Source organism: Microcoleus sp. PH2017_05_CCC_O_A (assembly GCF_020738785.1).
In the GTDB taxonomy this organism is placed as follows: domain Bacteria; phylum Cyanobacteriota; class Cyanobacteriia; order Cyanobacteriales; family Microcoleaceae; genus Microcoleus.
Window position 1 is genome coordinate 12,815 of record NZ_JAEQCB010000056.1, and the last position, 15,828, is coordinate 28,642.

20 protein-coding genes are annotated in these 15,828 nt (G+C 46.2%); 15 read left to right on the forward strand and 5 right to left on the reverse strand.

The window, feature by feature from the left end:
* Positions 1 to 161: 161 nt before the first annotated feature.
* The 13 genes from opcA to JGK20_RS14565 all read left to right on the forward strand — a co-directional run bounded on the left by opcA (position 162) and on the right by JGK20_RS14565 (position 9,757).
* Positions 162 to 1,526, forward strand: coding sequence for a glucose-6-phosphate dehydrogenase assembly protein OpcA (gene opcA, locus JGK20_RS14505; RefSeq protein ID WP_293174581.1), 1,365 nt, complete (start codon positions 162 to 164; stop codon positions 1,524 to 1,526).
* Between the two features lie 244 nt (positions 1,527 to 1,770).
* Entirely contained in the window at positions 1,771 to 3,288 is a 1,518-nt protein-coding gene (locus JGK20_RS14510; protein WP_293189725.1) for a cobyrinate a,c-diamide synthase, read from the forward strand.
* 100 nt (positions 3,289 to 3,388) lie between these two features.
* Positions 3,389 to 3,880 (forward strand): ureidoglycolate lyase, encoded by a 492-nt coding sequence (locus JGK20_RS14515; RefSeq protein ID WP_293174575.1) that lies wholly within the window; start codon positions 3,389 to 3,391, stop codon positions 3,878 to 3,880.
* A 170-nt stretch (positions 3,881 to 4,050) separates the two neighbouring features.
* Entirely contained in the window at positions 4,051 to 4,260 is a 210-nt protein-coding gene (locus tag JGK20_RS14520) for a hypothetical protein (RefSeq protein ID WP_293231027.1), read from the forward strand.
* Entirely contained in the window at positions 4,215 to 5,228 is a 1,014-nt protein-coding gene (gene codA, locus JGK20_RS14525) for a cytosine deaminase (protein ID WP_293231029.1), read from the forward strand. Before JGK20_RS14520 ends, codA begins: the two co-directional genes overlap by 46 nt.
* Positions 5,229 to 5,376: 148 nt before the next feature.
* Positions 5,377 to 5,817: a KGK domain-containing protein gene (locus tag JGK20_RS14530; protein WP_293174572.1), complete on the forward strand. Its 441-nt coding sequence runs from the start codon at positions 5,377 to 5,379 to the stop codon at positions 5,815 to 5,817.
* A gap of 19 nt (positions 5,818 to 5,836) precedes the next feature.
* A complete protein-coding gene (locus JGK20_RS14535) occupies positions 5,837 to 6,145 on the forward strand; it encodes a hypothetical protein (protein WP_293174569.1) in 309 nt (102 codons plus the stop codon).
* Positions 6,146 to 6,162: 17 nt separating this feature from the next.
* A complete protein-coding gene (locus JGK20_RS14540) occupies positions 6,163 to 6,615 on the forward strand; it encodes a hypothetical protein (protein ID WP_293174565.1) in 453 nt (150 codons plus the stop codon).
* 84 nt (positions 6,616 to 6,699) lie between these two features.
* Complete coding sequence (locus JGK20_RS14545) at positions 6,700 to 7,008, forward strand: hypothetical protein (protein WP_293174562.1); 309 nt, start codon at positions 6,700 to 6,702, stop codon at positions 7,006 to 7,008.
* Between the two features lie 11 nt (positions 7,009 to 7,019).
* Positions 7,020 to 7,472 carry a hypothetical protein gene (locus JGK20_RS14550; protein ID WP_293174559.1) on the forward strand — a complete coding sequence of 151 codons (453 nt, stop codon included), beginning with the start codon at positions 7,020 to 7,022 and terminating at the stop codon, positions 7,470 to 7,472.
* Between the two features lie 100 nt (positions 7,473 to 7,572).
* Complete coding sequence (locus JGK20_RS14555; protein ID WP_293189727.1) at positions 7,573 to 8,034, forward strand: KGK domain-containing protein; 462 nt, start codon at positions 7,573 to 7,575, stop codon at positions 8,032 to 8,034.
* Positions 8,035 to 8,102: 68 nt separating this feature from the next.
* The gene (locus JGK20_RS14560) at positions 8,103 to 8,279 is read left to right on the forward strand and encodes a DUF4089 domain-containing protein (protein WP_293174553.1); all 177 of its coding nucleotides are present in this window, start codon (positions 8,103 to 8,105) and stop codon (positions 8,277 to 8,279) included.
* A 14-nt stretch (positions 8,280 to 8,293) separates the two neighbouring features.
* Positions 8,294 to 9,757: an AtzE family amidohydrolase gene (locus JGK20_RS14565; RefSeq protein WP_293174550.1), complete on the forward strand. Its 1,464-nt coding sequence runs from the start codon at positions 8,294 to 8,296 to the stop codon at positions 9,755 to 9,757.
* A gap of 8 nt (positions 9,758 to 9,765) precedes the next feature.
* On the opposite strand, the gene rpsU is transcribed toward JGK20_RS14565, so the two are convergent.
* The 3 genes from rpsU to JGK20_RS14580 form a co-directional block, all read right to left on the reverse strand.
* Complete coding sequence (gene rpsU, locus JGK20_RS14570; RefSeq protein WP_006632476.1) at positions 9,766 to 9,960, reverse strand: 30S ribosomal protein S21; 195 nt, start codon at positions 9,958 to 9,960, stop codon at positions 9,766 to 9,768.
* Between the two features lie 329 nt (positions 9,961 to 10,289).
* A protein-coding gene (prfB, locus tag JGK20_RS14575) for a peptide chain release factor 2 (RefSeq protein WP_293174547.1) occupies positions 10,290 to 11,400 on the reverse strand; the annotation gives its coding sequence in 2 pieces (ribosomal slippage) (positions 10,290 to 11,327 and positions 11,329 to 11,400; 1,110 coding nt in all).
* A gap of 66 nt (positions 11,401 to 11,466) precedes the next feature.
* The gene (locus tag JGK20_RS14580) at positions 11,467 to 12,411 is read right to left on the reverse strand and encodes a PCRF domain-containing protein (protein ID WP_293231064.1); all 945 of its coding nucleotides are present in this window, start codon (positions 12,409 to 12,411) and stop codon (positions 11,467 to 11,469) included.
* Between the two features lie 20 nt (positions 12,412 to 12,431).
* Here JGK20_RS14580 and JGK20_RS14585 point away from each other — a divergent pair, with 20 nt between their 5' ends.
* Positions 12,432 to 12,656 carry a hypothetical protein gene (locus JGK20_RS14585; protein ID WP_293231031.1) on the forward strand — a complete coding sequence of 75 codons (225 nt, stop codon included), beginning with the start codon at positions 12,432 to 12,434 and terminating at the stop codon, positions 12,654 to 12,656.
* Here the strand turns inward: JGK20_RS14585 and JGK20_RS14590 are convergent, their stop codons facing one another.
* The gene (locus tag JGK20_RS14590) at positions 12,657 to 13,385 is read right to left on the reverse strand and encodes a Bax inhibitor-1 family protein (protein ID WP_293174544.1); all 729 of its coding nucleotides are present in this window, start codon (positions 13,383 to 13,385) and stop codon (positions 12,657 to 12,659) included.
* A 568-nt stretch (positions 13,386 to 13,953) separates the two neighbouring features.
* Between JGK20_RS14590 and JGK20_RS14595 the strand changes: the two genes are divergently transcribed.
* A complete protein-coding gene (locus tag JGK20_RS14595; RefSeq protein WP_293189731.1) occupies positions 13,954 to 14,307 on the forward strand; it encodes a PEP-CTERM sorting domain-containing protein in 354 nt (117 codons plus the stop codon).
* Between the two features lie 119 nt (positions 14,308 to 14,426).
* Here the strand turns inward: JGK20_RS14595 and JGK20_RS14600 are convergent, their stop codons facing one another.
* Positions 14,427 to 15,623: an RNA-guided endonuclease TnpB family protein gene (locus JGK20_RS14600; protein ID WP_293174981.1), complete on the reverse strand. Its 1,197-nt coding sequence runs from the start codon at positions 15,621 to 15,623 to the stop codon at positions 14,427 to 14,429.
* Positions 15,624 to 15,828: the final 205 nt, after the last annotated feature.

Below are 15,828 nucleotides of genomic sequence, written 5' to 3' on the forward strand. Positions count from 1 at the left end.
AACTCTTGCGTGATAGCAGTTGTGACCAATGACCAATGACCAATGACCAATGACCAATGACCAATGACCAATGTCCGATGCCCGATGCCCGATGCCCGATGCCCAATGACCAATAACCAATAACCAATAACCAATAACCAATAAGAAAGGAGAAAAAACCGATGACGATGACACCGATGAAAGCTCCGCCTCTGGTTTCGCTGCAAAACCCTAAAGATGTGTCGATCGACCAAATAGAGGCAGAACTGAGTAAAATCTGGGAAAGTTACAGAGAATCAGGATCGAAGGGCGATTTTCCGATCGCGACTAGGGCAGCAACTTTTACTTTTGTCGTGTACGAACCGGAAGAAACCCAGCAATTATTGGCGGATCTGGGATTTTATGACGGGCCTGTCGATGGTATTAGCGGGCCGATGACGGCATCTAGCATCAGGGCTGCTCAAAAAGCTTACGGAATGCCCAGAAGTGGCAAACCTAGCGCTGAATTGTTGGCGATGTTGCGCGAAGAAGTGGCTCGCAAAAATGCCAAGGGAGAGCTTTTGGGTTCGAGTGGCTTGGGTTCCGGGGGTTCGGGGGTGGCTGATGCGATCGTAGCTGCGAATCCCTGCCGGATTATTGCTCTGTGCCCGACGGCGGGAGAAGATACGGGCGTGCAGGCTCAAGTGGCTGCTTACTGTCCGGTGCACAAGCGCGGCAGCGGCAATCTGATCTGCTGCGAGTATATTACGCTGCGGGGTACGGAAGCTGCTCTGGAACGGGTGAGCGCGATCGTGACAGCGCTGACGATCGCGGATTTGCCGACTTTGTTATGGTGGAAAGCGAATCCCGATGCCGATCGAGGTTTGTTCCAGCGGCTGGCGGCAACTAGCAGTTCTGTGATTATCGACTCTAGCAGTTTTGCCGAGTCTGAAGCGGAATTGCTGTTGATGCAAAGTCTGATCGAGGAAGGAATTCCGATCGCGGATTTGAATTGGCGCAGGCTGGCGGCGTGGCAGGAGTTGGCTGCCGAGGCCTTCGATCCGCCGGAACGTAGGGCGGCAATTCGGGAGATCGATCGAGTGACGATCGATTACGAACAAGGCAATTCTACTCAAGCGCTGATGTATTTGGGCTGGCTGGCGAGCCGGCTTCAGTGGCGTCCGGTTGCTTTCAAGCAAGAAGAGGGCGATTACCAAATTAAGCGCATTAAATTCGCAGGTGCGGACGAACGGGTTGTAGAAGCCGAGTTAGCTGCGATTCCGATTGCCGATACGGGCGATGTCCCCGGCGATTTAATTGCTCTGCGTTTAAATTCTACGAACGAGAAAGCGGCCTGCGGTACGGTTCTGTGTTCGGAAACGGGGGGCTGTATGCGGATGGAAATGAAGGGAGGCGCTCAAACCGATCGATTTAACCAGGTGACTCCTCTGTTCGATCAGGTGACGGAACAGTTGCTGGGCCAGCACTTGCAGAGTTGGGGCCGGGATATGCTGTACGAGGAAAGTTTGGCGGTGACGGCTCAAATGCTGAAGTTGGCTAAGAGGTAAAGAGAAGTTCGGCAACGGATGCAAGTAACGGATGTAACGGATGTAACGGATAGAATAAGGAAGAAGGAATTGAGTTAATATAAAGTAGAGCAGGCAATGTCTGCTCTACTTTATATTCTTCTTTCTTTCTTCGCGTTCTTCGTGTCTTCGCGGTTCGTTAAAGCATTATTTAATAGATGAGAGAGCTACACTCATAACTTTATCAACTATCTGTTTTCAGTATTTATTGTAACTAACTAGAACTATGGCTTTAGTAATTGCTGGCGAACGAAGCGGGGCAGGAAAGACTACTGTAACGATCGCCCTTTTAGCTTATTTAATCCGCCGCGGCTTGAACGTGCAATCTTTTAAGGTCGGCCCTGACTACATTGACCCGATGTTTCATGCTTTTGTGACTGGCCGCCCCTGTCGGAATTTAGACCCGGTTTTAACGTCTGAATCTTATGTAAAAAAGTGTTTTTCCCGCCACATTCAAGATGTCGATTGTGCTTTGGTTGAAGGGGTAATGGGTTTATTTGATGGGGTTTCTCCAAAGAAGGAAGAAGGAAGAAGGAAGAGGGAAGAGGGAAGAGAGAAGAGGGAAGAAGAACAAAATTATCCTATTTCCTTTGCTTCTACGGCTCATGTTGCTTATTTGTTGAATTTGCCGATATTGTTTGTGATAGATTGCAGCCGGCTTTCTGGTTCTGTGGCTGCGATCGCCCACGGTTTTCGTTCTTTTAACCCAAATCTTAAGTTCGCGGGTTTGGTGCTCAATCGGGTGGCGAGCGATCGACATTTGGATCTGCTGACAGATGCTCTGGAACCGCTCAATTTACCGATTTTAGGAGTTTTGCGTAGGGATGAGGCTGTGACGATTCCCGATCGGCATTTGGGTTTGATTCCGGCCGAGGAGTTGCCGCATCTTCACGGTGCGATCGATAAATTGGCTGATTTGGCTGCTGTTAGTTTTGACTGGGAGCAACTTTTACCTTTATTGGCTGCAACTCCTCATGGGGGGGGTGAGGGGTCTGAGCAACTTTTGGGTAGATACAGTCTCCCTTACTCAATTGTAACTAAAAAAGATGATGTTGTCAACTGTTTGGAAAAAAAGTTTTCGGTGAGGATTGCAGTTGCGCGCGATCGGGCTTTTAATTTTTACTATCAGGACAATCTTGATTTGCTGGAAGAGTTGGGCGCCGAGTTGGTATTTTGGAGTCCGTTGGATGACTCGGTTTTTCCTGAGAATGTGCAGGGGTTGTATTTTGGCGGTGGTTTTCCCGAAGTGTTTGCTGGGGAATTAAGCGGTAATGTTTTAATTCGGGATGCTGTCAGAAGTGCGATTTTTTCGGGAATGCCGACTTATGCGGAGTGCGGCGGTTTGATGTACTTGTGCGATTCGATTGTAGACTTCGACGGGAATTCTTGGCAAGGAGTGGGAGTTTTGCCGGCTGTGGCTGCGATGGGAAAGCGTTTGACTCTGGGATATCGAGAAGCTGTGGCGGTGGGAGATAGTTTGGTGTTAACTGCGGGGGATGTGGTTTGGGGACATGAGTTTCATCGATCGCATTTAACAGTGGAACCAACTAATCCAATTTATCACAGTTGGAGGTACGGCAAACGGGGAGAAGTTGAGGCGGTTGCTGAAGGTTGGGGGGTTTATGGGGTGCACGCTGCTTATTTGCATTTGCACTGGGGTGCGAACCCTGATATTGCGGTTCGTTTTTTGCAGCAGTGTTCTAATTTTGATTGTAAGGGTGTTTTGGGCGATCGAGTGAATTAGATTTTTTTAACCGCAGAGGGCGCAGAGGGCGCAGAGAAGAGAGATAGAGGAGTATTTGTATTATGTTTTTGATGAAATGAGTGAGGAGGTGTTGGGATTTATGAGTACATCAGTTTCAATGAAGCAATTGCCGGCACAATGGATAACATCGGAGAATTTTCGGAGTTACGGTCAAGTTATTTCTGCGAGTTTTGATGGCAAGTCTTTTGATGATGAGGATGCTAAGTTAAATTTGCAAAATGGCATTCCTAGATTTTACATTATGCGGTTGCACGAGAAGGGTCGCAAGTTTGGTAAAATTACGCGGCACGTTGAATGTACTCAGTGTTTGGGTTCTCTGGAAGGGAAGGATTGGTTGATGGCTGTTGCGCCTCCTGGGGATAGCGATCGACCTAGTTTGGAGGATATTGTTGCTTTTCGGATTCCGGGTGATTGTTTTATTAAGTTAGATGTGGGGACTTGGCACGCGGGGCCTTATTTTGATGCTGATTTTGTGGATTTTTATAATCTGGAGTTGAGCGATACTAATGTGGTTGACCATTTTAGCTTTGATTTGGTGAAGCATCACAATCTGGAGTTTGAGATTGTCTAATGTTGGTGATTTGTCGTTGCGCTTTCTTCCTGGTGATTATTTTTCGTTATGGGTTGTTTTTTTGAGTAAGATTTTTTGACCGCAGAGGGCGCAGAGGGCACAGAGGAAGAGATGGAAGAGAAAGAAATAAATAGGATGTGTGAACAAAAGTATAGCATGGTTCTGCGCCGATGTCGTTTGTTGGGTGCGGGCGATCGCGAAACCGCATATCAGGAATGGGCGAACAGGAAATCGACATTCAAGGCAATTTAGTTAGTCCTCCGTTTGTGGAGTCGCACATTCATCTCGATTCTGCTTTGACTGCGGGGAACCGCGATGGAATCAAAGCGGCACTTTGTTTGAGGGAATTCAAATTTGGGGTGAACGCAAGCAAGGTTTAACTCTGGATGATGTCAAAAAACGGGCGATTGAAACTTTAAGGTTGCAAGCATCTCAAGGGATTTTGTTTGTCAGGAGTCACGCTGATGTTAGCGAACCGACGCTGACTGCTTTGCAAGGACTTTTGGAAGTACGAGAAGAAGTCAAAGATTGGATGACTTTGCAAGTTGTGGCTTTTCCCCAAGACGGGATTTATGGGAGTCCTGGAAACGACAAACTTTTAGATAAATCTCTGGATATGGGTGCGGATGCTGTGGGCGGGATTCCGCATTACGAGTTGACACGGGAAGATGGAGTAAAATCGGTTCACCGCATATTTGAACTTGCAGAAAAATACAATAAATTAATTGATATCCACTGCGATGAAATCGATGACGAACAGTCGAGATTTTTGGAAGTTGTAGCAGCTTGTGCGATTAGAAGCGGTGCGGGTTCGCGGGTGACAGCCAGTCACACGACAGCTTTCGGTTCCTACAACAATGCCTATGCTTTTAAGCTGATGGGAATTTTGCAAAAATCCCACATCAATTTCATCGCTAATCCTTTGATTAATATCACTCTGCAAGGGCGTGCGGATAGTTATCCCAAACGTCGCGGAGTGACGCGGGTTAAGGAGTTGTGGCAGCATGGATTGAATGTGAGTTTGGGGCACGACTGCGTGCAAGATCCGTGGTACAGTTTGGGTACGGGAAATATGTTAGATGTGGCTCACATGGCGGTTCATGTTTGTCAGATGACGGGAATGGCTGAGATTGCAGCTTGTTTTAATATGGTCACTGTCAACGGTGCTAAAACTCTCTATCTGGGAGATGATAATTATGGGATAGATGCGGGGAAACCTGCAAATTTGATTGTGTTGGATGCTGAGGATTGTTATGATGCAATTAGGAGGCGCGCTGCGGTTCGGTATGTGATTTCGCGGGGTAAGTTGCTAGCGGAAACTGTCCCAGCAAAAACTTGTTTTTTCTGACTGTCAACTTGCGGTTTTTTTTAGTAGTGCGCTGTACAAACAACAACTTTATCGATATAAAATATCAAGGGTTTTAGCTGGAAAAGCAACCTTGACTAATATCGTAAAAAATGATAGCTTTTAGATAAAATTAATCCTTCAAACACATATGAACGCTAAGTTTCAAGACCTAGAGTGCGATACAGATATTTTGCTTATAGAGAAAGATACTTTTACAGTTGAAAGATTTAAAGACCTAATGCGACAGAAGCTTGCTAAAAACCTTAATGAAATAATACCCAACTCGCGAGAGGTAAGAATGTTTTTTAAATTGTTTTATGATTGCTCTATTGGTGAACTAGATCTAAAAGTAGATAAAGGTCAATGGATTTTTCCTCCTGCAGGAATGACCTGTCAGCTTCTCAAAATCGGTTCCCAAGCTTGGCAAAAAGGTAAGCTAAGAGTAAAAGCCTATTTAAAATTTAATTTCTCTAGCGTGGAAGTGCAAATAAGTTGTGATTTTTGTCCTGATGAACCTGCCGAACCAGAATCTATTCTAGATGACATCCGCCAATCTGAAGAGTACAAAAAACTCGCTAATAACAACTGACCTCTGAAACTGCTAAACTATGAGTCAAGGTGCTATTCCCGATGAGAGTCCGAGAAACTTGCCAGAGCAACTGCTTCTGCAAGATGCAGTTGCTGGAAATAGCAAAGGTATTCAAGGCGGAGTGAATAATATGCTGGGAGATGCTCCCAGACTTGTGGCAATCTATGGTGGATATCCTGAACATTGGTATAAAATGACCAGCATTCAGTCTTTTATGATTGATGGAGCGTCTGTACAAGTTCATTGGTTTCGGAATAGTCAGACTCAGGAAAATGTAGAGTACAAGTTCAAACGTCAGTACCCGAAAATAGCTCCCAAGAATCTGTAATTAGGAAAGAAAAAAATATGATAATTCGCTGTATCGCTAATACAGGTGCATTGCTTCCTGATGATTACATAGAACCTACTATAGGTTACACAAGACAACTACAGTTCTCATTAACGGTAGGTCGTGAATATGTTGTTTATGCTTTTAGAGAATGGCGGGGAACTATTTGGTATTATATCTGCGATGATAATTACAGCTATTATCCCATGCAGAATCCGGCGCCACTGTTTGAAGTGGTTGATGACAGAGTTTCTAAGTATTGGCGGTTTAAACTTTCGCCCAATGGATTCTTGATGATAGCATTTGAACAGTGGTTTACCGATCCTTATTTTTATGATAAGCTGACGGATCAGGAAGAGGCGGAGGTTGAGATTTTTGATAAGGTTAAGGAATTGATGGATGCTGAGGATTTTGATTTGCCTCCCTTAGATGTCGCCGTTGAAAAATTGCGGGAAGCTGTCAGTGTTTGAGTTGAGAAAGAGAGAAGTTCAATTTAGTCTTTTTCGTGTGATTCACATACTTTTTCAACAAATGACATCGGAAACTGTTAAACTATGAAGCAAGGTGCTATTCCCGATGAGAGTCCGAGAAATTTACTAGAGCAACTGCTACTGCAAGATGCTAAAGCTGGTAATTGTAGAGCCATTCAGGGCGGATCTGACGATATACTAGGGGATGTTTCCAGACTGGTTGCCCTCTATGGAGGTAATCCCGAAGACTGGTACAAAATAACCAGCATTCAGGCTTTTGTAATTAATGGAGCTTCCGTACAAGTGCACTGGTTTGAAAACAGGGAAATTTTGCAACAAGTTGAATTAAAGTTTAAACGACAATATCCTAAAATAGCCCCTAAGAATTTATAGGTATACAAGTTATGATTGTTCGCTGTATTGCTAATACTGGAGAACTTCTACCGGAAAATTATATTGATCCTGCCCGAGGTTATACTAAAAAGGTTGAATTGCCGTTGACAGTTGGCAAGGAATATGTTGTTTATGCAATCCGATCGTGGCAGGGAAGAGTTTGGTACTATATTTGTGATGATAATTACACCTATTATCCCATACAGACTCCGGCACCGCTGTTTGAAGTAGTTGATAACCGAGTTTCTAAGTATTGGCAGTTTATGCTTGAGCCGAATGGGGTGTTAAGGTTTGCTTTTGAGCAGTGGTTTACTGACGCTTATTTTTATGATAAGCTGACAGACCAAGAAGAGGCGGAGGTGGAAATTTTTGATAAGGTTAAGGAATTGATGGATGCTGAGGTTTTTGATTTGCCTCCCTTAGATGTCGCCGTTGAGAAGTTGCGGGAAACTGTCAGTGTTTGAGTTGGGGAAAGTACGAGAGTAAATTGATTTTGTTAACCAGATTGACTAAGATAGCTTGAAATGGTATAAAATATCAAAGAGCAGAAATTGGTAAAATAAAATGGAAGAAAAAGTTAAAATCAATACAAGCTATGAGACACTAGACGGCGAAGATGATGTTTTGTTATTGGGGAAAGCTACTTTTACTGTTCGTCACTTGAAAGAGCTAACAGCTAGCAAGTTTTACAAGATAATGGTTCAGACTTATGTAGCAGAAACTAACAAGCGTGAGCAGTCGATAATTCAGTGGATACAATATCTGTCGATTAACGAAGAAACAAAAATTATGGGAGGGGATATAAACTGGAAATCGCCTCAAGAAGGAATTGATTGTCAAATTCTAAAAATTGGTTCTAAGGGTTGGCAAAAAGGAAAGCTTAAGATAGAAGTCAATGCAACTTTGCAGTCTTGGAAAACGCAGACATCCATAAAGTTTTGTCCTGATGAACCACCAGAGCCAAAATCACCTTTAGATGATATCCGACAATCCGAGGAATACAAAAAACTGAGCGATAATAAATGACAGCCCGATCGCCATTACAATAAAATAATCGATCGCACCCCGCCGCACTGATAAGGGAAAATAGAAAAATGACAAATATAGAAGAATATGTCGATCGCACCGCTGAACTGATAAACTTACCCATCAAACCGGAACATCGCCCCGGCGTTGTGGTAAACTTCGAGAGGATAGTGCAGATCGCCCGACTCGTTACAGAATTCCCCTTACCCCCAGAAATCGAAGCTGCACCAGTGTTTGAACCTTAGATTTTTTACCGCCGATGAACGCAGATGAAGCCAAATTTTTAGCAGGAGCGGATGCAGTCGCTACAGCATCCGCTGTTAAAAGTGGTAAAATTGCAGCGACAGCGGTTGTAAATGCTGCTTTAGAACGAATTGCCGATCGAGATAAAACACTCAATTGCTTTACTGCCATCACCGCAGAAAGTGCGATCGCAGCAGCCGAAAAGATAGATAATGCGATCGCGCGCAACGAAAACCCAGGCCCTTTAGCAGGCGTTCCCTTCGCGGTCAAAAACTTGTTCGATGTCAGCGGAATTACCACTCTAGCAGGGTCAAAAATCAACGCTGACAACCCTCCGGCGAGCCAAGACGCGGCGGGGGTCGCCCGACTCAGACAAGCCGGGGCTGTGCTTGTAGGCACGCTCAACATGGATGAGTACGCCTACGGTTTCGTCACGGAAAACAGCCACTACGGGCCAACTCGCAATCCCCGCGATACTGCGCGCATCGCCGGCGGTTCTAGCGGCGGTTCCGCAGCAGCAGTCGCCGCCGGTTTAGTTCCCTTCACCCTCGGTTCCGATACTAACGGTTCCATCCGCGTACCCGCTGCTTTGTGCGGTGTGTTTGGCTTTAAGCCTACTTACGGCCGTTTGTCAAGGGCCGGTGCTTTTTTGTTTTCGAGTAGTTTGGATTGCGTGGGGCCGTTCGGGCGATCGCTCCGAGACATCGCGCTACTGTATGATATCCTGCAAGGCCCAGATTCTCGCGATCCAGTTTGCACTCAACGCCCGCCAGAACTTACCTCGCCACAGTTAAATACAGGAATTGAAGGATTGCGAATTGCTGTTGCTGACGGCTATTTCGCTACTGGGGCCGAACCGGAAGCTATGGATGCTGTAGAAATAGTTGCCCGAACCTTGACAAATGTCTTGAATTGTGGTATTGAGACGGAAACAACAACAACAAACCCCCGAAAAATCGGGGGGCTTGCAACTGTCAGCATACCGGAATCCGATCGCGCGAGGGCGGCAGCGTTTATAATAACTGCTTGCGAGGGTGGAAACTTGCATTTGGAGAATTTGCGGACGCGCCCTCAAGACTTCGATCCCGCCACGCGCGATCGTTTTTTGGCTGGAACCCTGATTCCTGCGACATGGTACGTGCAAGCACAGAGATTCAGACAGTGGTATCGGTCTCAAATTCGTGCAATATTCCAACATACAGATATCATTCTCGCACCCGCCACGCCGATCGCAGCTCCTGAAATTGGCGTCGAGAAAATGGTCATCGCCGGACAAGAAACAAGAGTGCGTCCCAATCTGGGACTGTTCACCCAACCCCTATCATTTATAGGCTTGCCGGTGCTTTGCGTGCCCGTACAGCGGCCCGGCGCTTTGCCCTTGGGGGTACAAATTATTGGTGCTCCCTACAGCGAAGCGGTGATTCTCCGAGTCGCTGCGGTACTAGAATCGCAAGGCATTATATGTGCCGAATCAATTTAGTCCTAGTTCTAGGGTTTGTTGTTGCGGTGGAAGCGTCTCTTAGTCCTTCTAGCAATAGCTTTGCGCTTCTGCTTTTCGAGGGGGGTTTCAAAGTGGCGGTGCTTTCTCATGTCGGGGAAAATTCCCGCTTTGGAAACTTGTCGCTTAAACCGTCGTAGGGCTGACTCAATCCCTTCATTTTCGCCGATTACAACTTGGGTCATTCTTTCTCCTTTGGTTCGTTAGATCAAGTTTTATCATATCAAGGTTTCTGGCGGCGCGACCTGTTGGATGTCGGGCGATCGACCAAAACCCCAAAATTATACCAGAAAATAGGTTCTTCATTCAGTTGATAGTTGACAATTGACAGTTGACAGTTAATTGACAGTTGACTACTGACCAACTGACCAACTGACCAACGTATCCGCTCAATAAATCGGGGTAAATCGCTCAATGATGAGCGTTAAATATCGCAAAATCGTTCCAAACGCAGTACTCTACCCCGAGCTATTGAGCGGATACTGACCAACTGTCAACTGTCAACTGTCAACTGTCAACTGACCAACTGATTTTCCTGGCGCAGGTAAGCTTGAATAAACGGCTCTAATTCGCCGTTCATCACATCTAAGACGGCAGTTGTTTCCACTCCAGTCCGCAAATCCTTGACCATTTGATAGGGGTGAAACACGTAGTTGCGAATTTGGTTGCCCCAAGCCGCCTCTACCATATCGCCGCGAATCTCGGCAATTTCGGCGGCGCGCTGTTCCCTAGCAACCACCAACAGCCTAGCTTTGAGTAAGGCGAGAGCTTTTTCTTTATTTTGCAACTGACTGCGTTCTTCGGTACAGCGGACGGCTAAACCAGTCGGAAGGTGAACGATGCGGACAGCCGTTTCTACCTTGTTAACATTTTGTCCGCCCTTGCCGCCTGCGCGAGAAGTCGTGACTTCCAAATCTTTTTCTGGAATATCCAGTTTAACGGATCGATCGAGCACCGGCATCACTTCCACGCCCGCAAAACTTGTTTGACGCTTGTCATTAGCGTTAAACGGCGAAATTCTCACCAAACGGTGAGTACCTTTTTCCGACCTCATGTAGCCGTAAGCGTAGCGGCCGACAATTTCCAAAGAGGCAGATTTAACACCTGCTTCCTCTCCCTCAGAAATCTCGGTTAAATGTACCTTGTAACCCTGACTTTCACCCCAGCGGGTGTACATCCGCAGCAGCATTTCGGCCCAATCTTGAGCATCTGTACCGCCGGCCCCGGCGTTAATTGTCAAAACCGCGCCGCCTTCGTCGTAGGGCCCAGAGAGTAATTGTTGCAGTTCCCACTGGTCAAGTTCGCGGGTTAATTGGGAAAGACTCGATGAGGCTTCTTGGAACAGGGACTCGTCTGCGTCTAACTCCAGCAGTTCTAAAATAGCTCTAGCGTCTTCTAGGCTAGTCTGCCAGCCGTGGTATTGGTCTAAATGAGATTTGAAGTCATTCAGTTCTTGGAGGGTTCCTTGAGCTTGTTCTTGGTCGTCCCAGAATGCCGGTTGGGCGCAGATTTGCTCTAAATCTTGGATTTTGGCTGTGAGTGCGGGGATGTCAAAGATAGTCCTGGGTGGTACCCAGTCGATCGGACAATGTTTCAATATCGTGTTTGATGTCTAGAACTTCCACTGTGAGTTCTCCTAGTTTTGTGGTGTCTTGTCGATTTTAGCTGAAATTGGGTTCAATCTGTGCAAATCAATTTTTCAGCAGCAGACCAGCTTTGATGAATGGGTCAATCTTGCCGTCGAGTACCTCGGCGACGGCTGTTGTTTCGATTCCTGTACGGAAATCCAGAACTTTGTCCTGGTTTGCGCTGTCGCTGGCAAATTGATATTCTCGAATTGGTTGGTTGAGGAATGTTTTTAGCCGATCGCACTGAATGTCTGCAAGCTGCTGAACTCCTTGCCTTTGCATAATAGCAAACAGTTTGCTCTTGAGAACCGCCAAAGCCTTGTCTTTATTTTGCATTTGAGTGCGACATCCGTCACAAATGGCAGAAATACCAGTAGGAATATGCACAATTTTCACCCATGCTTTGGTTCCGTTAGTATTCTGATTGAGATTGGGTAATATGGCTCTTAAATCCTGCTGTGCAATCTCCAATTGCACGTACATTGGCAAAATTTCCACCGTCGCTGTAGAAGAGAGTCGCATTATGGTAATATTAAAAGGCGATTTCCGTTTAAGTCGGTGTATTCCGGTTTCTGACTTGAGATAGCCGCAAGCGTAACGTCCGTCTATTTCCAAGGTTGTAGAAATAATTCCTATTTCAGGCGCTGGGGAAGATTCAACGTCCGCAACTTGGTAGCCTCGGCTTAGTCCCCACATAATATACATTCTGAGCAACATTTCTGCCCAGTATTGAGCATCGATACCGTTTGTTCCGGCCTTAATTATGAGGTAGGCTCCATTTTTGTCGCAAGGCCCGCTCAAGGATTGCTCTATTTCATACTCTTGGAGAGAGTGGTTTAGTTGAGCTAAATTAGTTTGAAGTTCTTGCTCTAGTTCGTCGTCTGCTTGAAATTCGAGTAACTCCAGTGCTGCTGTAGCATCTGCCAAAATTGTTTGGCACTGGTTGAGTTTTGCCTGATAGGATTGGAGTGCGTCTAGTTCTTGGAGTGGTCGTTCAACTCTGTTGATGCTGTTGCCAGATTCCGGCTGTGCTGCTAGCTGTTGTAACTTTTGGCTTTCGGCGGTTAAGGCTGAGTCAAAGACAGTCTTGTAGGTTGGTTAGTCGATCGCACAAAATTTCGATATTGTGTTTGGTCTCTAGAATTTCCACTGTGATTTCTCCAGCGGATGCAAGCGGGAATTGTCAAGGTAATAAAAAACCGCAGCCGGATGTCGATCGCGCTGCGGTTGTTTTTAAGCTAAACTTTCAATGATTAATCGCGACCGTTGAGAGCAATCATCAGGCGCAGAATGAAGATGAACAAGTTGATGTAAGTCAAGTACATCGACAGGGCGGCGGGCAAATACTGGTCGTCGTGGTAGGTGCGAGGTAAGATGTAAAAATCGACGATCGCAGCACCAGCAAATATAAACACGCCGATGCCAGAAATGCCAATTTCCAACCAAGTTGGGGTGTAAACGCCAAACAGCGACAGCAGAAATTGACCGCCAACGACTACTAACAAAGCAATGACACCTAAACTGATAGTCTTGGTGAGGGCCATGCCGTCTGCTTCCGACAAGTTGGAGCCTATTTGGCGGGCGGCGATGAAAGTAATGCCGCAGCCGAGGGCTGCAAAACCGATGCCGCCGATACCGACGCCTTGGGTTCTGAGGGCTGTAAATACCAATCCGCTGAGGGTGTAGCCGGAAAGCAGGCTGTAGGTAGCCAGCAGGGGCAAGGCGGTGTTTTTGTTGTTTTGTTCGGCGGCGGCGCTGGCGACGAAGAACAGAATTAATTCTAGGACGATCGCAGCAATAAACGTGGGAAAGAAGATACCGGGATAGTTGCGGATGACTCCGAGGCCGCCGTAGGTGCCGACAGCAGTTAAGACAAGTCCGCCGCCCACGAAGGGGAGAGCGTTAGCGATGACGTTGGGGCCAACCAGCGCGTGGTTTTTGGCCTCGCGCACGGCTTCGCGGAAGTTGCTGGTGTTACTCACGAGGATGTTACCTAATTTTGGCTGAGATTTGCTATCTATATTTTGACAGCTTTACAGTTTGTTGACAAAACATGAAGTAGTTTAAAGATTTGATAAAGAACGGGGGTGAGATCACTTCCTACCTGGAAGTGATTGTTTATAATCAACGCCGTACCAGTAAATCTCCACCCTGCGGTCGTTGTCGGGGAACGATGTCTGAGACCGTTGTCAGTCGTCGTAGAGCTATAATTGAGGTTAAAGTACCGGTGCTATTGCCGGCGATGGGCAACCTAAAAGTCGATCGCATTGCAAATATATAGCTGAAGTTAATCAATTTGGAATTTGGGATTTACGATTTGGGATTGAGCAGTTTATGATTGAGTCAGGGACTCCCATTGATTTTAGGTTTTTGATTGGTGACTTAGTTGAAACTACAGCCCGGAAATCTGAATCATCTCAACTATAAAATAAATCTTAAATTTTTAAGCGGTTGGGTGGGTTGCGAAAGTGGTCGAGACAGGGTATGTAAAGCAAATTAATCGTGAAAGTATTTAGTTCGATCGACAAAATGCCAAACAGGTAATATCTAATGCCCACCTTTTTTGCTCGCACATTATTCCCACCTGCCGCCGGAATTCTATTGGCGGCAACTACCCTTATTTCCGGCGGTCAAGCTGCCCTTGCAGCTAATGTCAGTGCCGTTTCTACTGCCACTTCATCGCAGGGTTCAGAACATTTGCTGCTGGCTCTGACTGGTCAATCCGCCCAAGGTACAATTTTACCGAGCCCGAACTCGGGAACGGTAAACCGGGCGGCTGGGCCGGTGAAAATTCCTGAGCCTTCAATGCTGGCGGGGTTGGTTTTAGTCGCCGGTTCGCTGGTGATGACTCGCCGGAGAGGGAGAGTTAAACAGGAGAGTTTTGGCAAAAATCAAAGTTTTTAGATTGTTAAGAGTAGATGCAACACAGGGAAGATGCCTGTGCCACAATTCAGGACACAGGGAAGATGCCTGTGCCACGATCCAGGCTAGTGAATCTCGATGTGAACTACCCGACTCTCACCCTATCGGGTAGAGAGCGGGCTTCCAGCTTCAAGGGGAACCGCGTTCGACAAGACCGAAATCTTGCCACCACGACTTACATTCCCTCCACTGGCAGCAGCACTCGTTCCTAATGCCAAAAACCGCAAGGCTTCATCTCTGATATTTTTTGCCGCATTTACGTCGCGATCGTTTCGAGATTTACATTTAGGACAATCCCAATGACGAACATCCAATGGCATCTCAAATACTTTGTGCAGACAATTATTGCAAGTTTTGGAGCTAGGGAAAAATCGCTCAACCTCAATATAGGTTTTCCCATCTTTCTCAGCTTTGTACTTGAGCATTGTTCCGAACATCCCCCAGCCAGCATCGCTAATTGCTTTGGCTAGACAGTGGTTGCGTACCATGCCTTTGACATTTAGATCTTCTACTGCAATGACTTGGTTTTCGTCTACTATCTTGCGGGACAGTTTGTGCAGAAAATCCTCGCGAACACGTTTGATTTTAGAGTGGACTTTAGCCACTAATCTTCTAGCTTTGTTTCTAGTGCTACTTCCTTTCTGTTTACGACTGAGTTTTTGCTGTTTGCGCTTGAGGTTTTTGCTATGTTTCTTGAGGTGACGAGGGTTTTTATACTTACTGCCATCGCTAGTTACACAGAAGTCAATCAAACCTACATCTAAACCAATTGCCTTGCCTTTCGCAGTAGTTTCTACGCTCTTGATGCCATCATCAACCAAGATAGAAGCAAAATACTTTCCATCTGGGTTTTTAGATACGGTAACAGTCTTAACTGTGCCATCAAAAGTGCGATGAACTTTGCAATTCACTTCACCAATGATAGGTAGCTTGATCGACTTTTCGCCAACCTTGACATTCTGAGGATAGCTGACAGATTGCCGACCGTGCTTTGATTTGAAGCTAGGGAATCCAGCTTTTTTCTCAAAGAAGTTTTGGTAGGCAACAGACAGATTTAGCGCAACAACCTGTAGAGATTGCGAGTAAGCCCCTTTCTTCAGCCAAGGATATTCTATTTTTAGCTGAGGTAATAAACCTTGGATCGCACCTCGACTTAGCCCCTTACCCGTAGCCTTGTATGTTTCCTGACTCATATTTAGGCTGTAATTCCACAACCAACGCGAACAGCCGAAAGCACCAGCAAAATACTGCTGCTGTTCGGCTGTCGGATATAGTCGGAACTTGTAAGCCTGATACATTATCATTAACCAAGGTTGCTGATAATATTATAGCTGATATACAAAGAAAATGCAAGGAGTTTGCTCATCTCGTCGCCGAGGAGCCCATCTCTCTATGGCTTACGCCTAGTAGCTTGTGGGCAAATGGGACTCCTCACCTCGCTCGGCTTTCATCCCGACGCTCACGCCCTGCGTTAGAGCGCGGGACTTCCCGCGTGTCCGTTAA

Bases quoted from the DNA above. Each gene is read 5' to 3' on its own strand.
- rpsU (WP_006632476.1), bottom strand. From the start codon at position 9,960: ATGACCCAAGTTGTAATCGGCGAAAATGAAGGGATTGAGTCAGCCCTA.
- JGK20_RS14540 (WP_293174565.1), top strand. From the start codon at position 6,163: ATGATAATTCGCTGTATCGCTAATACAGGTGCATTGCTTCCTGATGAT.
- JGK20_RS14600 (WP_293174981.1), bottom strand. From the start codon at position 15,623: ATGTATCAGGCTTACAAGTTCCGACTATATCCGACAGCCGAACAGCAG.
- JGK20_RS14510 (WP_293189725.1), top strand. From the start codon at position 1,771: ATGGCTTTAGTAATTGCTGGCGAACGAAGCGGGGCAGGAAAGACTACT.
- JGK20_RS14520 (WP_293231027.1), top strand. From the start codon at position 4,051: ATGTCGTTTGTTGGGTGCGGGCGATCGCGAAACCGCATATCAGGAATG.
- JGK20_RS14565 (WP_293174550.1), top strand. From the start codon at position 8,294: ATGAACGCAGATGAAGCCAAATTTTTAGCAGGAGCGGATGCAGTCGCT.
- JGK20_RS14560 (WP_293174553.1), top strand. From the start codon at position 8,103: ATGACAAATATAGAAGAATATGTCGATCGCACCGCTGAACTGATAAAC.
- JGK20_RS14595 (WP_293189731.1), top strand. From the start codon at position 13,954: ATGCCCACCTTTTTTGCTCGCACATTATTCCCACCTGCCGCCGGAATT.
- JGK20_RS14550 (WP_293174559.1), top strand. From the start codon at position 7,020: ATGATTGTTCGCTGTATTGCTAATACTGGAGAACTTCTACCGGAAAAT.
- JGK20_RS14545 (WP_293174562.1), top strand. From the start codon at position 6,700: ATGAAGCAAGGTGCTATTCCCGATGAGAGTCCGAGAAATTTACTAGAG.
- opcA (WP_293174581.1), top strand. From the start codon at position 162: ATGACGATGACACCGATGAAAGCTCCGCCTCTGGTTTCGCTGCAAAAC.
- JGK20_RS14535 (WP_293174569.1), top strand. From the start codon at position 5,837: ATGAGTCAAGGTGCTATTCCCGATGAGAGTCCGAGAAACTTGCCAGAG.
- JGK20_RS14530 (WP_293174572.1), top strand. From the start codon at position 5,377: ATGAACGCTAAGTTTCAAGACCTAGAGTGCGATACAGATATTTTGCTT.
- JGK20_RS14555 (WP_293189727.1), top strand. From the start codon at position 7,573: ATGGAAGAAAAAGTTAAAATCAATACAAGCTATGAGACACTAGACGGC.
- JGK20_RS14515 (WP_293174575.1), top strand. From the start codon at position 3,389: ATGAGTACATCAGTTTCAATGAAGCAATTGCCGGCACAATGGATAACA.